Here is a 23,040-nt window from a genome sequence, read left to right as displayed (position 1 = left end):
TCACCTCGACGCGGTCCAACTCGACGCCCCAGCCGGCCGCGGAGGCTTCACCTCGCGCAGCAGGGCGAGCCGCAGTTCCTCGCCGCAGTGGTCAGTTCCTCGAAGGTGCGCTGCTCGGCCTCGGTGCACAGCACCACCGGCGCAAGGTGGCCCGCCCGGCCCGTGGCCGCCCGAAGCCCGCCATCTCCTGCATCATCACAACAACCGCCGCGTACTGCAGTGGCTGACCATCACCGGGCCGAGCGAGGAAGTGGAGATCCTCGCCGAGGAGTTCGGCGACCGCTGACCGCTTCCTTCCGATCGCCCCTCGTCGGCCGGGCGGGGCCTGTTGCGCCGCCTGGGACTCGCCTGTCGCCCGTCGGATGTTTCGTATACAGTCACCTGCCAAAGGGGGGGTGGGCGGCGTGCTTCGCAAGTCGACGGTTGTCTGGCAGGCCACCGGGCTGGGCGCGGCGGTGGGGGTCGTGCCCTACCTGTTCGTCGGTGTGGGCGTCGCGAGGTACTTCGGGCTCGGGCTCGGGCTCGCGGCCGTTGCGTTCGGGCTGGTGACGGGGGCGTTGCCGGGGCTGGTGGCCGGGATCTCGCTGGCCGTGAGCCGAAAGGGTGAGCGCACCAGGCGGTGGTCCGTGCGGGCGTCCCTGGTGGCGGGGGCGGTGTTCTTCCTGGAGAACGAGCTCATGGTGGGCCTCACCCACGGCCCTGCGTTCTTCGTCCCGGTACTGTTCGGCACCCCCGTCGCCATGGCGGTCGCCGGGCCGGCGGCCGCGGCCATGGCGCGCAAGGCGGGCGAGTTCGCGTGGGTCGGCCCCGAGGAGTACCCGCTCTACTACCGGCTCGACCGGGCCAAGGCCCACCGCAGGGCCAACACGTAGGCCGGGCGGGCGCCGTGGACACCGTTCGGCGGCAGGCGAACCAGCGGGATCCGAATGAGCGACCTAGGCACCGGCGCGGTAGGCGTACGGGCGATCGGGGCAGGACGGGCAGCCGAACAGGTGCAGGCTGCCCATGTCGCCGAGCATCAGATCGGCGGCGCTCTGGATCAACCTTCGTTCCTCGTAGGGCAGTTCCCACACGGTTCCGGCGGCCGGGGTGTCCTCGACCGCGAGCCAGGTACGCCAGCTCTCGCCGTCGAACTCGGCGCTGCCGACGGACAGCAGATGGTCAAGGCAGTTCGGGCACATCGGTGGCGAGCAGCTGCACCACCGGCACCAGCGGAACAGGCCCCGCACCACGTGGCGGCGCGTACGCGGTGCGCGGGTGCTCGTCCGCGCAGTGCGGCCACGGCTCGGTGCGCGGCCACCGCACCGGGCCGCCCAGCGAACTCTCCCCCGGCCCGGGCTCCCCGCACCTGGGATGCAGCCGCACAGCGTCCCGCCGCAGCGCCGCCACCTCGGGGAACAACGCCTCGACGTCGAGCGGACGGGGCGGGCTGGTGCGAACCATCGAACCTGCTCCCTCCACCGGAATCGCGCGGGTCCGTAGCGTACTCGCGCCCGGTGACGTTGTCGGGCCCAGATCGTCAACGGGCGCGGGTGACCTGGCGCAGCAGGTGCTGCCAGCGGGTGGTGACGGTGGTGAGGTCGAAGTGGGTGAGGGCGTGCTCGCGGGCGGCCGTGGCGTACCGGGTGCGGTCGGTGGTGAGGAGGGTGCGGAGGGCGTCGGCGATGGCGGTGGGGTCGTCGGGAGGGGTGAGCAGGCCGGTGGTGCCGTCGCGGACGATGTCGGAGACCCAGCCGACGTCGGTGGCGACGGCGGGCAGGGCGGCGAGGGCGGCTTCGATCAGGACGCCCGGGACGCCCTCGGAGTCGCTGGTGAGCAGCAGCAGGTCGGCGGCCCGGTAGAGGGGGGCGGGGTCGGCGAGTGGGCCGAGCAGGTGGGTGCGGGGGCCGGCGGTGGCCGTGAGGCGTTCGCGGAGGGGGCCGGCGCCGGCCAGGGCGAGGTGGACGTCCTCGGGGAGCCGGGCGTGGGCGGCGAGGGCGAGGTCGGGGCGTTTCTCGGGGCTGAGGGCACCGATCCAGGCGATCAGCGGACCGGCGGCGGGGAGTCCGAGGGCCGCGCGGGCGGCGGCCTTCTCGGCGGGGCCCGCGGGGGGCGGAAACCTGTCGGCGGGGCGGGCGTTGGGCAGCACGTGCAGCCGGTGGGCGGGCAGCCGGAAGCGGGTGCGCAGCAGGTCCACGCCTTGCGGGGAGATCGCGGCAACGGCGGCGGCCCGGTGAAGGAACGCGCCGACTCGCAGACGACGGGCGGGAGTTGACGTCCAGTGCCGGGGGTCGCCGATGTTGACGTAGACGAACGGGGTGCGGGTGGCGACCAGTCCGAGCGCACATGCCTGAAGGGTGGACGATCCGTGCGCGACCACCACGTCGACGTGGGCGGCGGCCCGCCGCAAGGCACCCAAGGTGGCCGGGTGGTGCCGCGACGACCCCAGTACGGCCACCGGGTCGGCCGGGTCGGCGTCCGGGTGCGGGTGGAGCGCCACCAGTTCGGACGCCTGGCCCCGACGCGACAGTTCGGCGTGCAGGTCACGGGCGAGGCGCTGGGCGCCCCGGGCGCGCGGATCGGTGATCACGTGCAGGACGCGCGGCTCAGCCATGCGCCCGACCCTACCGAGACGCCTCGGGGCGGCGGGCCCGGATCGGCCAAGTCCATTCCCCCGCGCACCAGTTGCCTCGCGAACCGAACGGCAGCGACCGGCGACGGGCGACCGGACCGACCGAACCCTCCCCGCCCACCGAACCGCTGGATCCGGATGCAGCTCAGCGGCCAGGGCAGGCCGGACGCGGCGAGGCGGCGGTCGAGTTCCCGGTGCGCGCCTTCGGAGAGCCGTCCGCCGGGGGCGGCGTGCCACACCGAGACCTTGACGACCCGCTCGACGCGGGCGGCGGCCGCCGCCTCGATCACCGCGCCCAGCTGACGCACCATCGGCTGTTCGCCGTCCACGGCCTGGGCGCCGGGTCCGACAACCGACCGGCCCCGCCCGCCGCCGACCTCGCGCCGACGCGCTGCGCAACCGGGAGCGGCTGCTCGCCGAGGCCGACGCGGTGTTCCGGCAGGAGGGCACCGGCGCGTCCCTGGAGGGCATCGCGCGCCGGGCGGGCGTCGCGATCGGCACGCTGTACGGGCACTTCCCGACCCGCGCCGCGCTGATCGCCGCCCTGCTGGAGGAGCGCAATCAGGTCTTGTTCGGGTACGGCGAGGAGTTGACCAAGGGCGCGGACCCGGCCCGGGCGCTGGCCGAGTGGGTCCGCGCGGTCGTCCGGCACGCCGCCGCCTACCAGGGGCTGGCCGACCAACTCTCGGCGGGAAGCGTCGAGTTGGGCGAGTCGTGCGCAGAGCTGACCGCGCTCTGCGACCGGTTCACCGACCGGGCCCGGGAGGCCGGTGCGCTGCGCGGCGACACCACCGGCGCCGACCTGTTCACCCTGATGAACGCCGCCGCCTGGAGCCGCGAGCACGACACCCCGCAGCAGGCCGACCGTCTGCTCGACCTCGCCCTGACCGGCATGCTCACCACTGTTCCGCCGACGGCCAGCTGACCGGTTTCGCGGACGCGGGCCCGGCCGGGCTGGGATGCTGAGCGGCGGTCAGGGGGTGGCCTGGGCGAGGGGGTTGCTGCGGTGCGCGTGGTGTACGTGATCGACAGTGTGAGCCGGGTGGGTGGCGCGGAGCAGGGCCTGGCGGCGATGGCCCCGCTGCTGGTGCGCGCGGGCGTGGAGTTGCAGGTGGCGTTCCTGAAGGAGTCGCCGGGCGGGTTCCAGGCCGAGCTGCGGGCGGCGGGCGCCGAGCCGGTGCCGGTGCTGCGCGGCTCGCGCCCGGCCCGGCTGGCGGCGCTGCGCGGCGAGTTCCGCCGCCGCCGGCCGGACCTGGTGCACACCACGCTGTACGAGTCGGACGTGCTGGGCCGCACGGCGGCGCTCGCGGCCCGGGTCCCGGTGGTCTCCAGCCTGGTGAACTCGGCGTACGGGCCGGAGCACCTGCGGGCGCGCGGCCTGAGCCCGTGGAAGGTGCGGGCCGCGCAGGGCGTGGACGCGCTGACCGCGCAGGGCGTGCGCCGCTTCCACGCGCTGACCGACCACGTCGCGGACGCGATGGCGGCCCGCCTGCTGGTGCCGCGCCGCCGGATCGACGTGGTGCCGCGCGGCCGCGACCCGCTGCTGCTCGGGTCGGTGACACCACAGCGGCGGGCCGCGGTGCGGACGGAGCTGGGGCTCGCCGAGGACGTCCCGGTGGTGCTGGCGGCGGCCCGGCAGCAGTACCAGAAGGGCCTGGACGTCCTGCTCTCCGCCTGGCCCGCGGTGCGCGCGGCCAGACCGGACGCGGTGCTGCTGCTGGCCGGCAGCCGGGGCGCCGAGACGGCCCGGCTGGAGGAGCTGGCGGCCCGGACCTCGGGGGTGCGGTTCCTGGGGCCGCGCGACGACGTGTTCGACCTGATGGCGGCGGCGGACGTGTGCGCGGTGCCCTCGCGCTGGGAGGGGCTGGGCAGCGCGGCGATGGAGGCGATGGGTGTCGGGGTGCCGCTGGTGTGCGCGGACGTCCCGGCGCTGCGCGAGACGGTCGGCTCGGAGGACTACGCGCTGCTGGTGCCGCCGCAGCGGCCCGCGGAGCTGGCCGCCGCGCTGCTGCGCACGCTGGACGGGCGCGGCGAGGCGCTGGTGCGGGCGAAGGCGGCCCGGGCGCGTTTCCTGACCAGGTTCACCCTCCAGCAGGTCTCCGCCCGGATGGTCGAGTTCTACGAACGCGCACTGACCTGACGCCGGACGGGCGGTTCGCGCCCCCACCACCGCTTTCCCGTTGTCCGACGTTTCGTCACCTCCCGTGCGGGCGTCCGGAATCCGTCCACAGCTTGGCATCGGAATCGCCAAAGTGCTTGCGCCGCAGGTCCGGGGCGGGAAGCATCGGTTGACGGGGGCCGGTCTGGGGGGACCGTCCAGCTGTTCGAGGCCGTAGCCGTGGAGCACCGTGCGGAGTTCTTGCTCGGCGCCGCTTCCGGGGGGATTCGGGGCGCCGGCGCACACCGTCCGTGGGCGGGCGTGCGCGGGCGCCGGTACGAGGCGAGGGGAACCAACCGGTGGAACCGGCAAATCTGTTCACCGTCCTGCGGCGGTACTGGCGGCTGCTGGCCGGCTGTACGGCCGCCGCGCTGATCGTGGGATTCGTGCTGACGCCGGCCGGTGACACGGTGGACAACGGCAAGTGGCAGTGCAAGGTGGCGATCACTCCCGTCGCGGGCGCGGCGGACACCGTCCGGGCCGACCAGGTGCTCTCGTACGCGCAGGGCTCGGCGGTGACCACGGCGGCCGCGCAGAAGCTGCACATCACGGACGTCGCGGGCCTCTCGGCGCGCCGTACGGTGACGGCCGCGTCCACCCAGATGCTGGTGTTCACCACCACCGGCCCGACCCAGCAGTCCTGCGCGGACCTGGCGGCGGCACTGTCGGAGGCCACCATCACCGGCTACAGCCAGGAGTCGAAGAAGAGCGCCGACGAGTCGATCAAGCGGCTGCGCGCCCAGGCCGACGCCCAGCAACAGCAACTCGACGACCTGCAGAAGCAGTTCAGCCGGGCCAACGCGACCGATCAGGCCAAGCTTCAGCCGCAGCTGTCCACCGCGACGGCGGCGCTGACCAAGACCCTCGGTGCGATCGCCGACCTGCAGAACTACAGCCAGACCGACGCGATCCAGCAGTGGGGGTCGATCGACGCCAAGGAACTCGGCGGCAACCTGCTGACCTCGCCGACCCGCAGCGTCCGGCTCGCGCTGGCGGTGGTGCTGGGCCTGGCGCTCGGCGTGGTGGCCGCGCTGATGCTGTCCCGGATGGACACCCGGCTGCGCACCCGCGACGGCGTCGAGGAGGCGTTCAACCTGCCGGTGATCGGCGCGATCCCCCGGCTGTCGCGGCGCCTGCGCCGGCTGCGCGAGCCGCTGGTGACGGCCCGCCCGGAGGACCCGGCGACCGAGGCGTACCGTTCGCTGCGCTCCACCCTGCTGCTGACCGGCCCGCGCGCACTGTCGGCGCAGCTCGGCCAGGGCGGCCTGGACCCGGACGACCGGCGGGCCCGGCAGGCCGCCGGACCGGCGCCGGTGGTGCTGGTGATGTCCGGGCGCTCCGGGGACGGCCGGACCACCACGGTGGCGAACCTGGCCGCGACGCTCGCCGAGACCGGCCGCCAAGTCCTGGTGCTGGACTGCGACTTCCGCCAGCCGGCACTGCGCGACCACTTCGGGGTGGGCGACGGACCCGGCATGGCGGAGCTGCTGTCGGGCGAGCAACTGCCGGACCCGGTGGACCTGATCCGCCGCACCAACGTGCCGGGCGTGGCGCTGATCACCGGCGGCAACACCACCGCGTACCCGGCGGCACTGGTGCTGCGCGCCGGGGAGGTGCTGAAGCTGGCCCGCCGGCACGCCGACGTGGTGCTGATCGACTCCTCGCCGCTGCTGCACGCCAACGACGCCTACGACCTGGTGCAGCACGCTGACACGGTGCTGGTGACGGTGATGGCGGGCAACGTCCGCCCGGAGGAGGCGGACCGGGTCTCCGAGCTGCTGGCCCGCACCGGTGTGCCGGTGGCCGGCGTGGCGCTGCTGGGCGCGGAGGGCACCACGGGACGGCGCAAGCGCACCCTGCGGCCGGGCCGCCCCGCCACGAAGGGCGCCACCACCAAGGGTGCGCCCGCGAAGGGCACCACCACGAAGGGCACCACCGCGAAGGCCGCGCCCACCGGAAAGACCGCCCCGCCCGTCCCCGAGCAGCAGCGCCGCGCCGAGCCACCGCACCGGGCGGAGTCGCAGCGCCGCGCGGGCGAGCACCAGCGGCCGGCCGATCCGCGTCCGGGCGCGCCGGTGTACGGCGAGGGCCCGGACCGCCGGGACGGGGCGACGAGCTGGGGCCGCCGGCCGGCCGAACTGCCGCCGGAGGAGCCGGTGGAGACCACCCTGCAGCTGCGCCTGGGCGAGGAGCGGTGACGGGGCGGCCGGCCCGGGTGCTCTGGCTGGCCAAGGGCCTGGGCCGGGGCGGCGCGGAGCAGCTGCTGGTCAACTGCGCGCGCCACGCGGACCGTTCGCACTACGCGATCGAGGTGGCGTACGTGCTGCCGCACAAGGACGCGCTGGTGCCCGCGCTGGCGGCGGCCGGCGTCCCGGTGCACTGCCTGGGCGGGCCGCCGGGCCGCCGCTGGCCGCTGCGGCTGCGGGCGCTGCTCGCAGAGCGCCGCTACGACCTGGTGCACACCCACATGCCGGTGCCGGCCGTCGCGGCCCGGCTGCTGGGGGGCCGTCGGAAGCTCGTGCACACCGAGCACAACCTCTGGGAGCGCTACCGTCTGCCGACCCGCTGGGCCAACGCGCTCACGTACGGGCGCAACGACGCGGTGATCGCGGTCTCGCACGCGGTGGCGGCGGGCATCGGGCGCCGCCGCCCGGGCGAGGGATGGCTGACGGTGGTGCACCACGGCCCGGACCTGGGCGACGCGCCCTCGGGCCCGGCCGCCCGCCGCGCGGCCCGGGCCGAACTCGGGCTGCCCGAGGACGCGTTGGTGATCGGCACGGTCGGCAACCTGACGGCGAAGAAGGACCAGGCCTCGCTGCTGGCCGCGTTCGCGCTGCTGCGCCGCGAGCACCCGAACTCCCGCCTGGTGCTGGTCGGTTCGGGACCGCTGGAGCAGCGGCTGCGCCAACTCGCGGGCGACGGAGTGCTGTTCGCGGGCTCCCGGGGCGACGTGCCGAGGCTGCTGCCGGGCTGGGACGTGTTCTGCCTGAGCTCGCGCCAGGAGGGCCTGCCGGTGGCGCTGATGGAGGCGATGACCAGCGGCCTGCCGTCGGTGGTGACCAGGGTCGGCGGCATGCCGGAGGTGCTGGACGACGGCGTCGAGGGCCGCTCGGTGCCGCCCGGTGATCCGGCTCGACTGGCCCTGGCGCTGGGCGAGTTGGCGGCCGATCCGGGGCTGCGGGAGCGGATGGGCGCGGCCGCCCGGGAGCGGTCGAAGTCCTTCGACGTGGCGGGCGCGCAGCGGGCGATCGAGCGGGTCTACGCGCGGGTGCTGGCACGCTGAGTCCGGAGGGGACGAGCACGAGGTGAGCGGTGAACTGACGTACCGCGGGCTGGAGTCGGCGGACGTGCCGATGGTCCTGGAGCTGCTGACGGCTTCGCTGGCGGGCGGCCCGACGGGGCGGCGCAGCGCCGAGTTCTTCGACTGGAAGCACCGGGCGAACCCGTTCGGGTCGAGTCCGGGGCTGGTGGCCCTCGCCCCGGACGGGCGCCTGGCGGGGGTGCGGTTGTTCCTGCGCTGGTCGTGGCGGGGCGCGCGGGGCCGCGAGGTGGCGGCGGTGCGGCCGGTGGACACCGCGACGCACCCGGACTTCCGGGGGCGCGGAGTCTTCCGCCGGCTGACCATGGAGCTGCTCCAACAGGTTTCCGGCGAGGCCGAGTTGGTGTTCAACACGCCGAACGGCAACAGCCTGCCGGGCTACCTGCGGATGGGCTGGCGGGAGGTGGGCCGGGTGCCGGTGGCGCTGCGGGTGGCCCGGCCGCTGTCGTTCGCCCGGGGCGCGCGGGCGGCGCTGGCCCGCCGCCCGGTCCCGTCGGGGCCGCCGCGCTGCGAACTGCCCACCGCCGCCGAGTGGTTCGCCTTCCCGGACCCGCGGCTGCCGGAGCTGCTGGCGGAGCGGGAACTGGCGGACGCCGCCGAGCCGCGGCTGCGCACGGTGCGCACCGCCGGGTATCTGGCCTGGCGGTACGGGGCCGCGCCGGGCCTGGACTACCGGGTGGTGACGGTGGAGCGCGGCGGCGAGCTGGTCGGGCTGGCGTTCGGCCGGCCGAGGCGGCGCGGCCCGCTGGCCGAGTTCACCCTCGCCGAGCTGATCGTCCGCCCCGGCGACCGGGCGGCGGCCGGGCGGCTGCTGCGGGAGGCGGCCGGCTCCGGCTGCGACCACGCGGCGACCCACCTGGCGCCGGGCACCGAGGCGGCCGAGGCGGGCCTGCGGGCGGGCTGCCTGACGGCGCCGCGCACCGGCATGGTGCTGGCCGCCCGCACCCCGACGGGGCCGCTGCCCGCCGAACGCACCCTCGCCGACTGGCGGTTCAGCCTCGGCGACCTGGAGGTCTTCTGATGGCCGCGCCGCGCACCGGCCCGCCGTCGGCCGCCCGCACCCCGGCCGCCCGCACCCCGGTCACCCGCCGCTCGGCCGCCCGCACCCCGACGGGGCCGCTGACCGCCCGCCCCCGGCTGCCGCGGCTGCTGCTCCGGCTGCGCGCGGCGGTGCGGCGCGGCCGGCTCACGGCCCTCGCCTGGGCGCTGGTGATGGGCTATGTGACGGTGTTCGTGCTGGCCATGGTGCACACCACCTACGACACCTGGGGTGCGCTGCTGGTCGCACCGGCGCTGATGGCGATCGGCACACCGATCCTGGCCCGGGTGGCGGCGAACAATCCCGAGCGGGGCGTGTTCAAGCTGCTGATCGTGGCGATGGGCGCCAAACTCGCCTGCGCGTTCCCGCGCTACCTGATGGCGTTCGTGCTGTACGGCGGCGCGGCGGACGCCAAGATGTACGACCAGAAGGGCTCCGAGCTCGCCCAGTACCTGACCACCACCGACCTGCTCGGCGGGCTGCACTACGACCTGGGCATGAAGGTCGCCGGCACCGGGTTCGTCATCATCGTCACCGGGGTGGTCTACGCGATCACCGGTCCGACCCTGGTCGGCGGGTTCCTGGTGTTCTCCTGGCTGGGCTTCTGGGGGCTGCTGTTCTTCTGGCGGGCGTTGCAGATCGCCTTCCCGGAGGCCGATTCGCGGCGCTACGCGAAGCTGGTGTTCTTCCTGCCCTCGCTGCTGTTCTGGCCGTCCAGCATCGGCAAGGACGCCTGGATGATGTTCTGCCTGGGCCTGACCACGTACGGCGTGGCCCGGCTGCTGGACCGCCGCTTCGGCGCGTTCGTGTGCATCGCGCTGGGCTCGCTGGGCACCGCGATGGTCCGCCCGCACGTCACGGTGCTGGCGGGCGCCGGGCTGTCCGTCGCGTACGTGCTGCGCAAGCGGCCGCAGCAGGTGTCCGCGCTGGGGCCGCTGCGCACGGTGCTGACGGTGGCGGTGCTGGGTGTCGGCGTGATGCTGATGCTGCAACAGGTGTCCACCTTCTTCGGCACCAACGGCACCGGCGGGGACGCCGTCAACCAGGTGCTGTCGGAGACCTCGCGGCGCACCTCGCAGGGCTCCTCGGTGATCAACGCCTCGACGGCGGAGGACCCGGCGCCCGCGTTCAGCCTGAACCCCGCGCGGCTGCCGATGTCGGTGATCAGCGTGCTGTTCCGGCCGTTCCCGTTCGAGGCGTCGAACGTGCAGAACCTGATCCAGTCGGTGGAGTGCTTCGCGCTGCTGGTGATGTTCGTCCGGGCCTGGCCTCAACTGGCCCGGATTCCCAAGCTGTTCGTCCAGCGGTCGTACGTCGCCTTCGCGGTGGTGTACACCCTGCTGTTCTGCTGGGCGTTCTCCACCATCAACAACATGGGCATCCTGTCCCGCGAGCGGGTGCAGGTGCTGCCGCTGGTCCTGGTGCTGCTGGCGATCCCCCGGCCGGCCGGCTCCGGCCCGGTGGCGCGCCGCCGGCGCCCGCCGGTGTGGCGGGTGCAGCCCGGCCAGTGGGGCGGCGGCCCGGGGCCCGAACCTCCGGTCGCCGTCGGCGCACCGGACCCGTACCGAACCCAGGGGGGATCGACCGCATGACCACCGACCAGCTGCGCCCCGCCGTCCTCGACGGCGCCCCGGCCTTTCCCGACGGCCTGCCGCTGACCCGCGTCCGGGTGCCCGACCGCGAACGGCTGCTCGGCCGGCTCGCCGAGGTGCTCGACTCGGGGATGCTCACCAACGGGCCCACCGTCCGCCAACTGGAGGAGCAGGTGGCCGAGTTGCTGGGCGTGCCGCACGTGGTGGCGGTGTCGAACTGCACGGCCGGCCTGATGCTGGTCCTGCAGGCCGCCGGGGTCGGCGGCCGCCGCCCGGTGCTGATGCCCGGCTTCACCTTCTCCGCCACCGCGCACGCCGCGCACTGGGCGGGCGGCACCCCGCTGTTCGCCGAGGCCCGCGAGCAGGACATCACCCTCGACCCGGCGGACGCCGAGGCCCGGCTGAAGGCCGCCGACGCGCCCGCCGCGCTGATGGCCACCCACGTGTACGGGACGCCCTGCCAGACCGAGGAGTTGCAGCGGATCGCCGACGCGGCCGGCCTCCCGCTGGTGTACGACGCCGCGCACGGCCTCGGCTCGGCCCGGCGCGGCGTGCCGGTCGGCAACTTCGGCCTGGCCGAGGTGTTCTCGATGAGCCCGACCAAGGTCGCGGTGGCCGGCGAGGGCGGCCTGGTCACCACCCGCGACGCGGCGCTCGCCGCCACCCTGCGCACCGCCCGCGACTACGGCAACCCCGGCGACTACGACACGCTGTTCCCCGGCCTGAACGCCCGGATGAGCGAACTGCACGCCGCCGTCGGCCTGACCTGGCTGGCCGGCCTGACCGCCCGGGTCGCCCACCGCGGCGCGCTGGTCGCCGAGTTCGCCCGCGCCACCGCCGGCCTGCCGGGCCTGCGCCTGGCCCTGCCGGAGGACGGCGACACCTCCACCTTCAAGGACCTCACGCTGATCCTCGACGCCGGCGCCTTCGGCCTGAGCAGCCGCCAACTGGCCGCCGCGCTCAAGGCCGAGGGCATCGACACCCGCCGCTACTTCCACCCGCCCGTCCACCGGCAGCGCGCCTACGCCCACCTCGGCCAGGCGGCGGAACTGCAGCGCACCGACCGGCTCGCCGACTCCGTGCTGACCGTCCCGCTGTGGTCGCACATGAACGCCGCCACCGTCCGCCGGGTCGCCGACGCGGTGGTGCGGGTGCAGTCCTTCGCACCGGAGGTCCGGGCCGCGCTGGGCGACGTGTGAGCGAGGCTCGCAAGCCGGTTCGCCGAATTGGTCGGATCAGGTGAACTCGGTTGGACCACCCGGAGGTTGGCCCGTCAGGATGGCGGGCATGTTCAAGGGATTCCGCAGCTTCCTGCTGCGCGGCAACGTGGTCGACCTCGCGGTCGGCATCGTCATCGGCGCCGCCTTCACCGCCGTCGTCACCGGTTTCGTCGCAGCCTTCCTGACCCCGCTGGTCGGCGTCGCCTCCGGCGCGGTCGGCGACTTCAGCAAGGAGGCGTTCACCGTCGCCGACGTCACCTTCCCCTACGGTGCCTTCCTCCAGGCGCTGATCAGCTTCGTGCTGGTCGCCGCGGTCATCTACTTCGCCGTCGTGCTGCCCGTCGCCAAGCTCCAGAACCGGTTCAACCCGGTCAAGGACGCCCCGGTGGCCAAGGCCGACTGCCCCGAGTGCCTCAGCACCGTCCCGGCCGCCGCCACCCGCTGCGCGTACTGCACCAGCGAACTGGCCGGCCGCCCGGGCTTCCCCGTCCAGGTCACCGCCAAGACCGCCGCCCACTGAGCCACCGCACACCCCGGCCCGGACGGCGCACCCGCCGTCCGGGCCGACGCCTGTCCGGAACCCGACGCCCCGCCCCCACGCCGCTTGACGGTCCCGCCCCGGTGCCGATAGTGATCCCCCTTCGGTCGTCAACCACCGTGCGGGGAGGGCTCGATGGGCGTGCTCGGCTGGCTGCTGGCCATCGCGGCGGGAGCGGCCGCGGCCGTGCTCTGGCGCTGGCTCCAGTACCCGGGCGCGTGGCGCTACGCGTTCGAGGCGCGGTACGCCGAGCACCGGCGCGATCTCGACACCCACCGCGGCCACCTCTGCGCGGTCCGCCGCACCTCCCGCCGCACCGTCTCCACCGCCCGCGACGGCGCCGCCCGGGCCGCCACCGCGCACCGCGCCCGGGTCGCCGCCGCCCAGGCCGGGGTCGACCGGCTGCGCGACCCGGGCCGCGGCGCCGAGGGCGAAACCCTCGGCGTGCTGCGCCTGTTCGAGCACAAGCTGGTCCTGACCACCAACGGCCGCGCCGCCGACCACGCGCTCGACTCCGTCCTGCTGCACGCCGACCACGCGGCCGGCACCAGCCAGGTCCATCTGGTGCTCCCCGACGGCGCGCAACGCGAACTGCCTTTCGCGCACAGCGAGTTCGCCGAGGAAAAGGTGCGCGCCTTCGTGATCGCCGCCCGCGACGGCGTGGCCCGCGCGAAGGCCGCCCGGCTGGCCCGCGAGGCCGAACTCCCCGCCGCCGAGGCCGCCCTGGCCGAGGCCCGCGCCGACACCGCCGAGGTGGACCGGGCCCACCAGCGGCTGGAGGAGATCCGCGCCAAGCAGGACGCCGACCCCGCGATCGCCGAAGCCGAACAGGAATTCGAAGCCGCCCGCGACCGCTGGCAGAAGCTCACCGGCGTCCGGCCCCGCCGACCGCACGCCGCCCGCTGAGAGCGCGCACGGACCATACGTCCGGGAAGGCCCTGGGACGGCCGGAATGAGCCAACCCCCTTCGCCCAACTAGCTCCGGGATTGTCCGATTTCGGCTCGCGAAGACTCCGTAAACATGTGAACTCCGGGCCCTCCCGCTCTCCTCAGCAGGCATGGTGTGGGCTTACGGTAGGCCCCATGACCTCGCCCCGCTCCTACGACGGAGTCGGCTACCCCTCTCCGTCCTTCTCCTCCACGCCCATCTACGACAGCCTTGTCGCAGAGCGTGGCATCCCGCAGATCGCACCCATCAACGTGCCCCCGGCCAACGCGGCCCCCACCTGGTCCACCGCCTACGGCGCCGGCTTCACGGGTGGGCTCGGCACCGGCGGGTTCGGCACCGGCTTCGACGCCCCCGCCGCGTCGAACCTGCCCGCCCTGCCCCCGGCCCGCCTCGCCCTCGGCCCCGGCCCGAGCAGCACCCCGGTGCCCGCGCCGCACATCCCGGCGCAGCCCGGCTACGCGGCCGCGCCCGTGCCGCCGCAACCGTTCATGACCGGCCAGCGCCCGGCCGCCCCGGCCTACCCGCAGCCCGCCCCGGCGAACAGCTTCGCCACCGCGCCGCAGAACTTCGTCCCCCAGCAGCAGTTCGGCGGCCAGCAGTTCGGCGGCCAGCAGTTCGGGGCCCCGCAGCAGTTCGGCGCCCAGCCGGTCTCCCAGCCGCAGAGCTTCGCCGACCAGTCCTTCGGCGGCAACACCCTGCGCCCGGCCCAGCCCAGCGCCCCGCAGCAGTTCCCCCAGTACCGCCAGTACCCCCAGGCAGGCTGACCGGGGCCGACAGCAATCCCCTCCCCACAGGGGCAAGGTCTCAGCTGGAACATGTTCCCCGCTGCCCGCCAGGGCCGGGTGAACCGCACGACGCCCCCGCGCCCCGACCGGGGCGCCGGGGGTCTGCCCGGCCGAAGGCGAGGGGGCGGAAACGGCGCGAGGGGGAACGGGAGCGCCGGTCAGGTCCGTCCACCGGCCGTGCCTCCCACCCACCACGGCCTCTGGCAGGATGGCCGCCATGCCGCACCTTCTCTCCCTCCACCTGTACCCCGTCAAGTCCATGTACCGCCTCAGCCCGGCCACGGCCGAGGTGCACCCCTGGGGCCTGGCCGGTGACCGTCGCTGGATGCTCGTGGACGCGGAGGGCGTCGCTCTCACCCAGCGCGACGAGCCGTCGATCGGCCAGTTCCGTCCCGTCCCGTCCGCCGACGGCACGTCACTCACCCTGACCGCCCCGGACGGTGCCACCCACACGCTCCCCGCGCCCTCCCTCGCGGGCGGCGCCCCGGAGGCGACGGTCGAGGTCTTCGGCACCCGTTTCTCCGCCGCCACCGCCACCAAGGACACCTCCGCCTGGCTGGCCGAACGCCTGCCCGCCAAGCTCGGCGAGGTGCGCCTGGTGCACCTGGACCGCCCGGAGGTCTCCCGGCCGATCAACCCGAAGTACGCGGGGCCGGACGAGACGGTGTCGATGGCGGACGGCTACCCGCTGCTGCTCACCACCAGCGCCTCGCTGGCCGAGCTGAACGCCCGGATCGCCGAGGACCACCCGGGCGACGAACGCAAGGGCGCGGCGCTGCCGATGGAGCGCTTCCGGCCGAACCTGGTGGTGGCCGGCACCGAGCCGTGGGCGGAGGACGGCTGGCGCCGGATCCGGGTCGGCGGCCTGGAGTTCCGGGTGGCGAAGCCGTGCGGCCGCTGCGTGGTGACCACCACCGACCAGGAGTCCGGTGAGCGTCGCGGCCCGGAGCCGCTGCGCGCACTGGGCCGGCACCACCGCTTCGGCCAGAAGCTGGTGTTCGGCCAGAACCTGATCCCGGTCCGTCCGACCCCCACCGCAGATGTCCTGAGAACACTCGCGGTCGGCGACGAGGTGGAGGTCCTGGAGGCGGTGGAGGCCCCGCAGCCGGACCGCCGCTGACCGGCACCCGGAACCACCCCCCGGCTCGTTCGTTGAACCGGGCGACGGTCCGGTCGGCCTCGCGCGCTACGGTGGGGGTGATCGCGCAGCGTCTCGCACGCATTCGACGAAGGCGGGGATGACAGATCGTCATGGGTGAGCTCAGGGTCCGGGTCACGCAGGACAGCGCCTCCCGGTGGCGGCGGCGCAGCGGGGAGTACGCGACGCTCCGCGAGGCCCTGGAAGTGGCCGAGCCCGGTGACACCCTGACGGTGCGGGCGGGGACGTTCTACGAGGCGGTGCTGGTCGACAAGCCGGTGACGCTGGTCGCCGAGAAGGGGCCGGGCAGCGTCCGGATCTCGCCGCCGGAGAGCGCGATGCGCGGCGGTACGGCGTTGACGGTGACGGCGGCCGCGACGATCCGCGGTCTGACCGTCGAGGGCTCCGACCGTTCCGCGCCGGCGGTGCTGCTGGCCCGGGCGGACGGCGCGGTGCTGGCGGACTGCCGGATCGAGACGTCCTCCGCGGTGGGGGTGGAACTCGCCGACGCCGCCCGGGCGCAGCTGGTGAACTGCACCGTGGAGAACCCGTCCGGCCTGGGCGTCCGGCTGCGTGCGCAGGCCGACGCGGAGCTGGTGGACTGCGAGATCTCGGCGGCGGGCCAGAGCGGCCTGGCGGTGCTGTCCGGCTCGCGGCTGCGGGCGGAGCGGCTGCGGGTGCACCACACGGGCGGCGCGGGCGTGCTGCTGGCCGACCCGGGGTCGGTGGCGGAGCTGACGGGCTGCCAGGTGTACGAGGTGCGCGGCTCGGGTGTGCAGGCCGAGGCGCAGGCGGTGGGGCGGCTGACGGACTGCACGGTGCACCGGGTGTCCGGCAACGGGCTGAGCCTGGACACCGGTGCGGAGCTGGAGCTGACGGGCTGCCGGGTGCACGAGGTGCCGGAGAACGCGGCGGACCTGCGCGGCGGCGCGAAGCTGACGCTGCGCCAGGTGACGGTGCACGCGTTCGGCCGGGGTGCGCTGTCGGTGTGGGACGGCGGGACGAAGGTGGTCGCGCAGAGCAGCCGTTTCCATTCCGCGCAGGGCGACTACCCGGCGCTGTGGGTGAGCGACGGCGCGGCCCTGGAGCTCGCCGACTGCTCCCTGGACGACCTGCCGGACGCGCTGTTCGTCCTCGACCAGGGCTCCTCCGCCTCGGCCCGCGACTGCTCGTTCACCGCGATCCGCTCCTCGGCGGTCTCGGTCTCGGGCGGGGCGAGCGCGGACCTGTCGGGCTGCCGGATCCAGGGCGCGGGCACCGGCCTGTGGTTCCGCGACCACGGCTCGGGCGGTCTGCTGACGGACTGCGAGATCGCGGACGTCGCCACCGGGGTGATCGTCACCAAGGGCGCGGACCCGGTGCTGCGCGAGTGCACGGTGCGCGGCGCGAGCGAGGCCGGGGTGTACGTGTCGGCGCAGGGGCGCGGCGAGTTCGACACCGTGCGGGTGTCGCAGGGCGGCGGGTTCGGTTTCCATGTGATCGACGGGTGCCGGACGAAGCTGGTGCGCTGCCGGGCGGAGCGCAACGCCCGGGCCGGGTTCGAGTTCTCCGAGCCGGGCCCGGTCGCGGAGGGCTGCACCTCGGACGACGCCGCGCCGCTGCCCGCCCCGCGCCCGGCCGAGCCGGCCGCTCCCCCACTGGCCTCCCTCGTCCCCGCCGTCCAGACCTCCGCCCCGCCCGTCCCCGCCCCCGCGGTGATCGCCCCCATCCCGGACTGCCGCCCGGCCGAGGTCGCGCTGGCCGAGCTGGATGCCCTGGTGGGCCTGGCGACGGTCAAGCAGGAGGTGCGGACGCTGATCGACCTGATCTCGGTCGGCCGGGCCCGGCAGCGGGCGGGCCTGAAGGCCCCGTCGCCGCGCCGGCACCTGGTCTTCACGGGCTCCCCCGGCACCGGCAAGACCACGGTCGCCCGCCTGTACGGGGAGATCCTGGCCTCGCTGGGCGTCCTGCAGCGCGGCCACCTGGTGGAGGTGGCCCGCCTGGACCTGGTCGGCGAGCACATCGGCTCCACCGCGATCCGCACCGCCGCCGCGTTCGACAAGGCGCGCGGCGGGGTGCTGTTCATCGACGAGGCGTACGCACTGGCCCCGGAGGACGGCGGGCGGGACTTCGGCCGGGAGGCGATCGACACCCTGGTGAAGCTGATGGAGGACCACCGCGACGAGGTGGTGATCATCGTGGCGGGCTACACCGCCGAGATGGAGCGCTTCCTCGCCGCCAACCCGGGCCTGTCCTCCCGTTTCTCCCGCACCGTCACCTTCCCCGACTACACCGCCGACGAGCTCCTCGACATCGCCCGCGCCCAGGCCGCCGAGCACGAGTACCACCTCGACCCGGCCACCGAGGCCGCCCTGCACGCCCACTTCACCACCCTCGACCGGGGCGTCGGCTTCGGCAACGGCCGCACCGCCCGCCAGGTCTTCGAGAGCATGATCGAACGCCACGCCTCCCGGGTCGCCCACCTCACCGACCCGACCACCGAGGACCTCCAACTCCTGGTCCCCGCCGACCTCCCGTCCTGAGCCCCGCTGCTCGCCGCTGCTCGCCGCCGTTCGCCGCTCAGGCCAGCCGGCCGCCGCCGTCCACGTGCAGGACGGTGCCGGTGACGTACGGGCTGTCGATGGCGTACAGGACGGCCTTGACCAGGTCCTCCGGGGTGCCGACCCGGCGGGCGGGGTTGCGGGCGGCGACTGTCTTCAGGAACTCCTCCTTGCCCGCCCCGAGGCCGTCCCAGGAGCCGGAGTCGACGATGCCCGGGGAGACGGCGTTGACCCGCAGCGGGGCGAGTTCCACCGCGAGGGCCTGCACCAGGAACGCCAGCGCCCCGTTGGTGGTGGCCATCACGGTCCGGGCGGGCGCGGGGCGCCAGGCGGCGACGCCGGAGAAGAAGGTCAGCGACCCGTCCTCGGCGAACTGCCCCGCCAGGTGCTTGGCCAGCAGCATCGGACCGATCACCTTCGCGTCGAACGCCCGCCGGATGTCCGCCAGTCGAAGTTCCTCGAGCGGCCCGTTGGCGGGCATCGCGGCGGTGGACACCAGGTGGTCGACCCGCCCGGCCCGGGCCGCCAGCGCCTCGATCGACGCCTCGTCCGTCAGATCGACGGGCACCACGGTGGACGGGCCGGCCAGTTCGCCCGCCGTCCACTCCAGCTTCCGCGGATCGGGCCCGGCGAGCACCAGCTCGGCCCCGGCGGCGGAGGCGGCGTGCGCGAGCAGCCGGCCGGTGCGCGAACCGGCACCGACCACGAGGACGCGGCGGCCTGCGAGAGCTTCGGACATGGTGGGGACTCCTTCTTCCTGGACGGTACTTCCTGCCCCTCCACCCTCCTCGACCTGCTGCGATAGGTCCAAGGCTTGTTCTTCACCCCACCCATAAACTGTGTGCATGGCAGCAACGCTCCGGCAGCTCGAATACCTGGTCACCGTGGTCGACACCGGCTCCTTCACCCGGGCCGCCGAACACCTGCACGTCACCCAGCCCGCGCTCTCCCACCAGGTCCGGGCGCTGGAGTCCGCCCTCGGCGGCCCCCTCCTCGAACGCCTCCCGCGCGCCGTCCGCCCCACCCCGCTCGGCCGGGCCGTCCTGCCGCACGCCCGCGCCGTCCTCGCCGACGCCCAGCGCCTGCACGCCGCGGCCCGCCGCACCGTCGGCCTGGAGGACGGCGAACTCGAGGTCGCCACCGTCCACTCCATCGCCCTCGGCATCCTCCCGCCGGTCCTGCGCGCCTGGCGCCGACAGCACCCCACGATCCGCATCCGCCTGCGCGAGTACCCGCACGCCGACCTGCTGCGCGCCGCGACGGCCGCCGGCGGCGCAGACCTCGCCATCGGCCCGGTCCCCACCGAATGGGACGGCCCCGTACGGGAGTTGGGCATCGAGGAGTTCGCCCTCGTGCTCCCCACCGACGACCCGCTCGCCGACCCCCCGGACGGCACCCTCCCCCTCTCCGCCCTCGCCGACCGCGCCTGGGTCCACTACGCCCCCGGCCACGGCCTCGCCGAACTCCTCGACCGGTCCTGCGCCGCAGCCGGCTTCCTCCCCCACCCCGCCGTCCGCACCGAACAGACCGCCGCCGCCCCCATGCTCGCCGCCGCCGGCCTCGGCCCCGCCCTCGTCCCCGCCACCATCCTCCCGCCCACCCTCGACGCCGCCATCCTCCGCCCCCACCCCCCGATCCACCGCCCCCTCGCCGCCTACACCCGCACCCGCCCCGACCGCCTCACCACCACCTTCACCGAAACCCTCGCCACCCACGCCCGCCTCACCGCATGACGAATCCTCAGCTCGCAAGGCCGCGTTCGACCCACTCACGCTGCCGCACCGCCCGCAGATCGTCGTACCCGGCCAGCAGAACGAGCGCCGCACCCCAGTGACGGCGAGCGGCCTCCACGTCGCGGCCACGCAGGGCCCGGGCCAGTCCGTCGAGGCTGAGGGCTTTGTGTGCGTCACCGTACTGACGGCCTTCGAGCTTCCAGGAGCCCCGCCCCCGGATCACCGCATCCCGCTCCCGGAAGTCACGCCGGCGCTCCTCCCGGCTGAGCCGACACCCGTGCCCGGAGTTCAGCGGCGGGACGCGACGCTCAGGCATCCGGGATGTCCGGCTTCGCCGCGGTGAGCATGGCGCCGGGGATGACGACCAGGCGTTCGCCCTCGCCGAGCCGGACGTCTTCGGGGAGGCGGGTGCGGTAGGTCTCGGTCGCGTCCACTCCTATGACGGCGATGTCGCCGTTGGCGAGTTGCCAGATGTCCGGGCATTCGTCGCGGCCGTCGGAGGAGCCCAGCTCGGCGGCCGACTTCCCCAGGCGTCTGGCGAACGGGGCGGACAGGTCCACGCGCCAGGCATCGCTCATGCTTGCCTCCTCCACCGACACGGCAGTGGCCCACCACCCTATCCGTGACGGTCCGTCAGGCCTATGGCGCGGCCGGGCAGCCGGTCGTGGCCGGGCCGGTGAGGAGGGTGCCGAGGGTGAGGGCGGTGAGGGTGATGCCGAGGGCGACGGCGAAGAGGCGGAGGAATTCGGGGTCCTCGAGGTGGCGGCGGATGCCGCGGGTGAGGAGTCCGGCGGTGGCGCCGCCGGCGGCCAGGAGGCCGAAGCAGAGGGGGGTGAAGAGGAGCAGGGCGGCGCGGCTGCCGGGTTCGAGGTGGGTGGCGCAGCCCATCCAGTTGTGGGCGAGGATCCGGGTGGTGGCCAGGGTCGCGACGGCGGCGAAGGCCGTGCCCATGGCGGCGGCGGCAGGGCGTCCCAGCAGGTTCACGGTGTGTCTCCTCCTCGGGCGCCGCGACCGTCGCGTCCGCCGTCACGGTGTTCGGACGGGCGGAGCGGCGGCGCGGTTGCACCCGGCGTGGGGTCAGAAGACGGCGGTGAAGGCGGCCATGCGGCTGTCGTCGAGTTCGGGGCGCAGCCGGCCTCCGCGGGCGAGGGTGGCCATGCCGTGCAGGGCGGACCAGGCGAGTTCGGTGTAGCCGGCCGGGTCGAGGCCGGCGGCGGTGGCGCTCGCGGTGGCGGGGTCGGCGATGGCGGCGAAGGCTTCGTGCAGGGCGGCGGGTGCCTCGGGCGTGCCGAACGGGAGCGGGGTGGCCATGGTGAAGATCGCGTCGTAGAGCGCGGGGTTGGCGGCGGCGAACGCCAGGTAGGCCCGGGCGACGGCGGCGAACGCGCCCCTCGGGTCGTCCAGGCCGGCGGCCGCTGTTCGCAGTTGGACGGCGAGTTCGGCGCAGCCCTCGACGGCGACGGCGGCGACGATCGCGTCCTTGCCGGCGAAGTGGCTGTACAGGACGGGCTGGCTGTACTCGATGCGTTCGGCGAGGCGGCGGGTGGTGACGGCGTCCCAGCCCTCGGTCTCGGCGAGTTCGCGGGCGGCCCGGACGATGAGCTGTTCCCGTTCGGCGCGTTCGCGCGCCCTGCGTTCTTTGATAGCCATGCCCGAAATCCTAGCAGCGCTAGACAACTGACGGGCCGCGGGTCTAGCGTTGTTCACGTCGCTAGCGCCGCTAACCAACGGGCGGCGCAGCCCACTTCACGGAAAGCTTTGGGGGAACCACCATGTCCATCACCGCGAACGCGCCCGCCACCTCCGCCACCGGTCTGCGGGTCCACGCGGCCACTGTCGGCACCGTGCTGCTCGGCCTCTTCCCGCTCTGGTTCGGCCTCAGCTACATCCTCGCCCCGGAGCACACCGCGACCGGCTTCGGCCTCCCGGTGTGGCCGCACGGCGACGCGACGGCGTTCCTGATCCTCAAGGGCATCCGCGACGTGGTCTCCGGCATCGTCCCGACGGTCCTGCTGCTGCTCGGACAGCGCCGGGCCTCGGGCTGGGCGCTGCTGGTCACGGCGCTCACCCCGATCGGCGACGCGACCACCGTCCTGACCCACCACGGCAGCGTCCTCGCGGCCTTCGTGATCCACTTCGCGACGGCCGCCACCATGATCGCGGTCGCCACCCTCACGCTCACCGAGCCGAAGACGGTGCAGAAGAAGGGTCCGAAGACGGCGCCGAGGACGAAGTGACGCGGCGCCTCAGCCGTCCACCCACTCGCCGCCCGAGAGGAACGCCTCCAGGGCGGCGCGGTGCGGCCCGGGGTCGAGGCGTTCGGCGGCGAGCCACTGGGCGGAGTAGTACTTGTCGAGGTAGCGGTCGCCGGGGTCGCAGATCAGCGTGACGACGCTGCCGGTGCGGCCCTCCGCCCGCATCTCGGCGACCAGCTTGAGCGCGCTGTACAGGCCGGTGCCGGTGGAGGCGCCGGCCTTCTTGCCGAGCACCGTCTCCAGCAGGTGGACGGCGGCGACGGACGCGGAGTCGGGCACCCGCATCATCCGGTCGATCGCGCCGGGCACGAAGGACGGCTCCATCCGGGGGCGGCCGATGCCCTCGATCCGGGAGGAGGTGGGAACGGTGGCGTCGGGGTCGCGGTGCACCCAGCCGTCGAAGAAGCAGGAGTTCTCCGGGTCGGCGACGCAGATCCGGGTGTCGTGCTGCATGTAGTGCACGTACCGGGCGATGGTGGCGGAGGTGCCGCCGGTGCCGGCGGTGGCGACGATCCAGGCGGGTTCGGGGTGCGGTTCCATCCGCAGCTGGGCGAAGACGGACTCGGCGATGTTGTTGTTGCCGCGCCAGTCGGTGGCCCGCTCGGCGTAGGTGAACTGGTCCATGTAGTGCCCGCCGGTCTCGGCGGCCAGCCCGGCGGCGGCCTCGTACACCTCGCAGGCGTTGTCGACCAGGTGGCAGCGGCCGCCGTGGAACTCGATCAGTTCGATCTTGGCGCGGCTGGTGGAGCGGGCCATCACGGCGATGAACGGGACGCCGATCAGCTGCGCGAAGTACGCCTCGGAGACGGCGGTGGAGCCGCTGGACGCCTCGATGACGGGCTTGCCGGGGCGGACCCAGCCGTTGCAGAGGGCGTACAGGAACAGCGAGCGGGCGAGGCGGTGCTTGAGGCTGCCGGTGGGGTGGGTGGACTCGTCCTTCAGGTACAGGTCGATGCCCCACCCGGCGGGCAGCGGGAAGCGCAGCAGGTGGGTGTCGGCGGAGCGGTTGGCGTCGGCCTGGACGCGGCGGACCGCTTCCTTCAGCCAGGCCCGGTACTCGGGGTCGGAACGGTCCACGTCCAGAGTGGGAACACTCGCAACGGTCATCGCGCACTCTCCTCACATCCGCCAATACCCACCCACTGTAACAGGCGACTACGATA

General features: G+C 74.5%; 25 protein-coding genes. 15 read left to right on the top strand and 10 right to left on the bottom strand.

Features of this window, described 5'->3' with window-relative positions; translation table 11 throughout:
* Positions 1-404 precede the first annotated feature (404 nt).
* Positions 405-872 carry a hypothetical protein gene (locus tag ACZ6R9_RS28900; RefSeq protein ID WP_380485007.1) on the top strand — a complete coding sequence of 156 codons (468 nt, stop codon included), beginning with the start codon at positions 405-407 and terminating at the stop codon, positions 870-872.
* Positions 873-935: 63 nt separating this feature from the next.
* Here ACZ6R9_RS28900 and ACZ6R9_RS28895 read toward each other — a convergent pair whose 3' ends face one another.
* The 4 genes from ACZ6R9_RS28895 to ACZ6R9_RS28880 all read right to left on the bottom strand — a co-directional run bounded on the left by ACZ6R9_RS28895 (position 936) and on the right by ACZ6R9_RS28880 (position 2,922).
* Entirely contained in the window at positions 936-1,181 is a 246-nt protein-coding gene (locus ACZ6R9_RS28895) for a hypothetical protein (protein ID WP_380485009.1), read from the bottom strand.
* Positions 1,162-1,443 carry a YwqG family protein gene (locus tag ACZ6R9_RS28890; RefSeq protein ID WP_380485011.1) on the bottom strand — a complete coding sequence of 94 codons (282 nt, stop codon included), beginning with the start codon at positions 1,441-1,443 and terminating at the stop codon, positions 1,162-1,164. The genes ACZ6R9_RS28895 and ACZ6R9_RS28890 overlap by 20 nt, the downstream gene beginning before the upstream one ends.
* Positions 1,444-1,519: 76 nt before the next feature.
* Positions 1,520-2,593 carry a glycosyltransferase gene (locus tag ACZ6R9_RS28885; RefSeq protein ID WP_380485013.1) on the bottom strand — a complete coding sequence of 358 codons (1,074 nt, stop codon included), beginning with the start codon at positions 2,591-2,593 and terminating at the stop codon, positions 1,520-1,522.
* Entirely contained in the window at positions 2,566-2,922 is a 357-nt protein-coding gene (locus ACZ6R9_RS28880; RefSeq protein WP_465541353.1) for a hypothetical protein, read from the bottom strand. Before ACZ6R9_RS28880 ends, ACZ6R9_RS28885 begins: the two co-directional genes overlap by 28 nt.
* 119 nt (positions 2,923-3,041) lie before the next feature.
* Here ACZ6R9_RS28880 and ACZ6R9_RS28875 point away from each other — a divergent pair, with 119 nt between their 5' ends.
* From ACZ6R9_RS28875 to ACZ6R9_RS28820, 12 genes are all read left to right on the top strand, one after another.
* Positions 3,042-3,536 carry a TetR/AcrR family transcriptional regulator gene (locus ACZ6R9_RS28875; RefSeq protein ID WP_465541351.1) on the top strand — a complete coding sequence of 165 codons (495 nt, stop codon included), beginning with the start codon at positions 3,042-3,044 and terminating at the stop codon, positions 3,534-3,536.
* Positions 3,537-3,617: 81 nt separating this feature from the next.
* Positions 3,618-4,751 (top strand): glycosyltransferase family 4 protein, encoded by a 1,134-nt coding sequence (locus ACZ6R9_RS28870; protein ID WP_465541349.1) that lies wholly within the window; start codon positions 3,618-3,620, stop codon positions 4,749-4,751.
* 317 nt (positions 4,752-5,068) lie between these two features.
* Positions 5,069-6,967 carry a polysaccharide biosynthesis tyrosine autokinase gene (locus ACZ6R9_RS28865; protein ID WP_380485022.1) on the top strand — a complete coding sequence of 633 codons (1,899 nt, stop codon included), beginning with the start codon at positions 5,069-5,071 and terminating at the stop codon, positions 6,965-6,967.
* Entirely contained in the window at positions 6,964-8,052 is a 1,089-nt protein-coding gene (locus ACZ6R9_RS28860; protein WP_465541347.1) for a glycosyltransferase, read from the top strand. Before ACZ6R9_RS28865 ends, ACZ6R9_RS28860 begins: the two co-directional genes overlap by 4 nt.
* Positions 8,053-8,074: 22 nt before the next feature.
* A complete protein-coding gene (locus tag ACZ6R9_RS28855) occupies positions 8,075-9,109 on the top strand; it encodes a GNAT family N-acetyltransferase (RefSeq protein WP_380485026.1) in 1,035 nt (344 codons plus the stop codon).
* Positions 9,109-10,719 (top strand): hypothetical protein, encoded by a 1,611-nt coding sequence (locus tag ACZ6R9_RS28850; RefSeq protein WP_380485028.1) that lies wholly within the window; start codon positions 9,109-9,111, stop codon positions 10,717-10,719. Before ACZ6R9_RS28855 ends, ACZ6R9_RS28850 begins: the two co-directional genes overlap by 1 nt.
* Positions 10,716-11,918: a DegT/DnrJ/EryC1/StrS family aminotransferase gene (locus ACZ6R9_RS28845; RefSeq protein ID WP_465541344.1), complete on the top strand. Its 1,203-nt coding sequence runs from the start codon at positions 10,716-10,718 to the stop codon at positions 11,916-11,918. Before ACZ6R9_RS28850 ends, ACZ6R9_RS28845 begins: the two co-directional genes overlap by 4 nt.
* 88 nt (positions 11,919-12,006) lie before the next feature.
* Positions 12,007-12,459: a large conductance mechanosensitive channel protein MscL gene (gene mscL / locus ACZ6R9_RS28840; RefSeq protein WP_465541342.1), complete on the top strand. Its 453-nt coding sequence runs from the start codon at positions 12,007-12,009 to the stop codon at positions 12,457-12,459.
* 153 nt (positions 12,460-12,612) lie between these two features.
* Entirely contained in the window at positions 12,613-13,383 is a 771-nt protein-coding gene (locus tag ACZ6R9_RS28835) for a hypothetical protein (protein WP_465541340.1), read from the top strand.
* 177 nt (positions 13,384-13,560) lie between these two features.
* Positions 13,561-14,190: a DUF6643 family protein gene (locus ACZ6R9_RS28830; RefSeq protein WP_380485034.1), complete on the top strand. Its 630-nt coding sequence runs from the start codon at positions 13,561-13,563 to the stop codon at positions 14,188-14,190.
* Positions 14,191-14,428: 238 nt separating this feature from the next.
* The gene (locus ACZ6R9_RS28825) at positions 14,429-15,331 is read left to right on the top strand and encodes an MOSC domain-containing protein (RefSeq protein ID WP_465541338.1); all 903 of its coding nucleotides are present in this window, start codon (positions 14,429-14,431) and stop codon (positions 15,329-15,331) included.
* 131 nt (positions 15,332-15,462) lie between these two features.
* A complete protein-coding gene (locus tag ACZ6R9_RS28820) occupies positions 15,463-17,871 on the top strand; it encodes a right-handed parallel beta-helix repeat-containing protein (RefSeq protein ID WP_380485038.1) in 2,409 nt (802 codons plus the stop codon).
* A 37-nt stretch (positions 17,872-17,908) separates the two neighbouring features.
* On the opposite strand, the gene ACZ6R9_RS28815 is transcribed toward ACZ6R9_RS28820, so the two are convergent.
* Positions 17,909-18,628 carry an SDR family oxidoreductase gene (locus tag ACZ6R9_RS28815; RefSeq protein WP_380485040.1) on the bottom strand — a complete coding sequence of 240 codons (720 nt, stop codon included), beginning with the start codon at positions 18,626-18,628 and terminating at the stop codon, positions 17,909-17,911.
* 106 nt (positions 18,629-18,734) lie between these two features.
* Here ACZ6R9_RS28815 and ACZ6R9_RS28810 point away from each other — a divergent pair, with 106 nt between their 5' ends.
* A complete protein-coding gene (locus ACZ6R9_RS28810; RefSeq protein WP_465541336.1) occupies positions 18,735-19,622 on the top strand; it encodes a LysR family transcriptional regulator in 888 nt (295 codons plus the stop codon).
* A 7-nt stretch (positions 19,623-19,629) separates the two neighbouring features.
* On the opposite strand, the gene ACZ6R9_RS28805 is transcribed toward ACZ6R9_RS28810, so the two are convergent.
* The 4 genes from ACZ6R9_RS28805 to ACZ6R9_RS28790 form a co-directional block, all read right to left on the bottom strand.
* Complete coding sequence (locus tag ACZ6R9_RS28805) at positions 19,630-19,938, bottom strand: hypothetical protein (protein ID WP_465541334.1); 309 nt, start codon at positions 19,936-19,938, stop codon at positions 19,630-19,632.
* Entirely contained in the window at positions 19,931-20,200 is a 270-nt protein-coding gene (locus tag ACZ6R9_RS28800) for a hypothetical protein (RefSeq protein ID WP_465541332.1), read from the bottom strand. The genes ACZ6R9_RS28805 and ACZ6R9_RS28800 overlap by 8 nt, the downstream gene beginning before the upstream one ends.
* A 61-nt stretch (positions 20,201-20,261) precedes the next feature.
* Positions 20,262-20,606, bottom strand: a complete 345-nt coding sequence (locus tag ACZ6R9_RS28795) for a hypothetical protein (protein WP_465541330.1) — start codon at positions 20,604-20,606, stop codon at positions 20,262-20,264.
* A 93-nt stretch (positions 20,607-20,699) separates the two neighbouring features.
* A complete protein-coding gene (locus ACZ6R9_RS28790) occupies positions 20,700-21,272 on the bottom strand; it encodes a TetR/AcrR family transcriptional regulator (protein ID WP_465541329.1) in 573 nt (190 codons plus the stop codon).
* Positions 21,273-21,394: 122 nt separating this feature from the next.
* Between ACZ6R9_RS28790 and ACZ6R9_RS28785 the strand changes: the two genes are divergently transcribed.
* Positions 21,395-21,859 carry a DUF4267 domain-containing protein gene (locus ACZ6R9_RS28785; RefSeq protein WP_380485047.1) on the top strand — a complete coding sequence of 155 codons (465 nt, stop codon included), beginning with the start codon at positions 21,395-21,397 and terminating at the stop codon, positions 21,857-21,859.
* Between the two features lie 9 nt (positions 21,860-21,868).
* On the opposite strand, the gene ACZ6R9_RS28780 is transcribed toward ACZ6R9_RS28785, so the two are convergent.
* The gene (locus ACZ6R9_RS28780) at positions 21,869-22,984 is read right to left on the bottom strand and encodes a PLP-dependent cysteine synthase family protein (protein ID WP_465541327.1); all 1,116 of its coding nucleotides are present in this window, start codon (positions 22,982-22,984) and stop codon (positions 21,869-21,871) included.
* Positions 22,985-23,040 lie beyond the last annotated feature (56 nt).

The sequence above is a fragment of the Kitasatospora sp. NPDC048662 genome, assembly GCF_055587065.1.
This window is presented reverse-complemented; position numbering and strand designations above follow the sequence as displayed.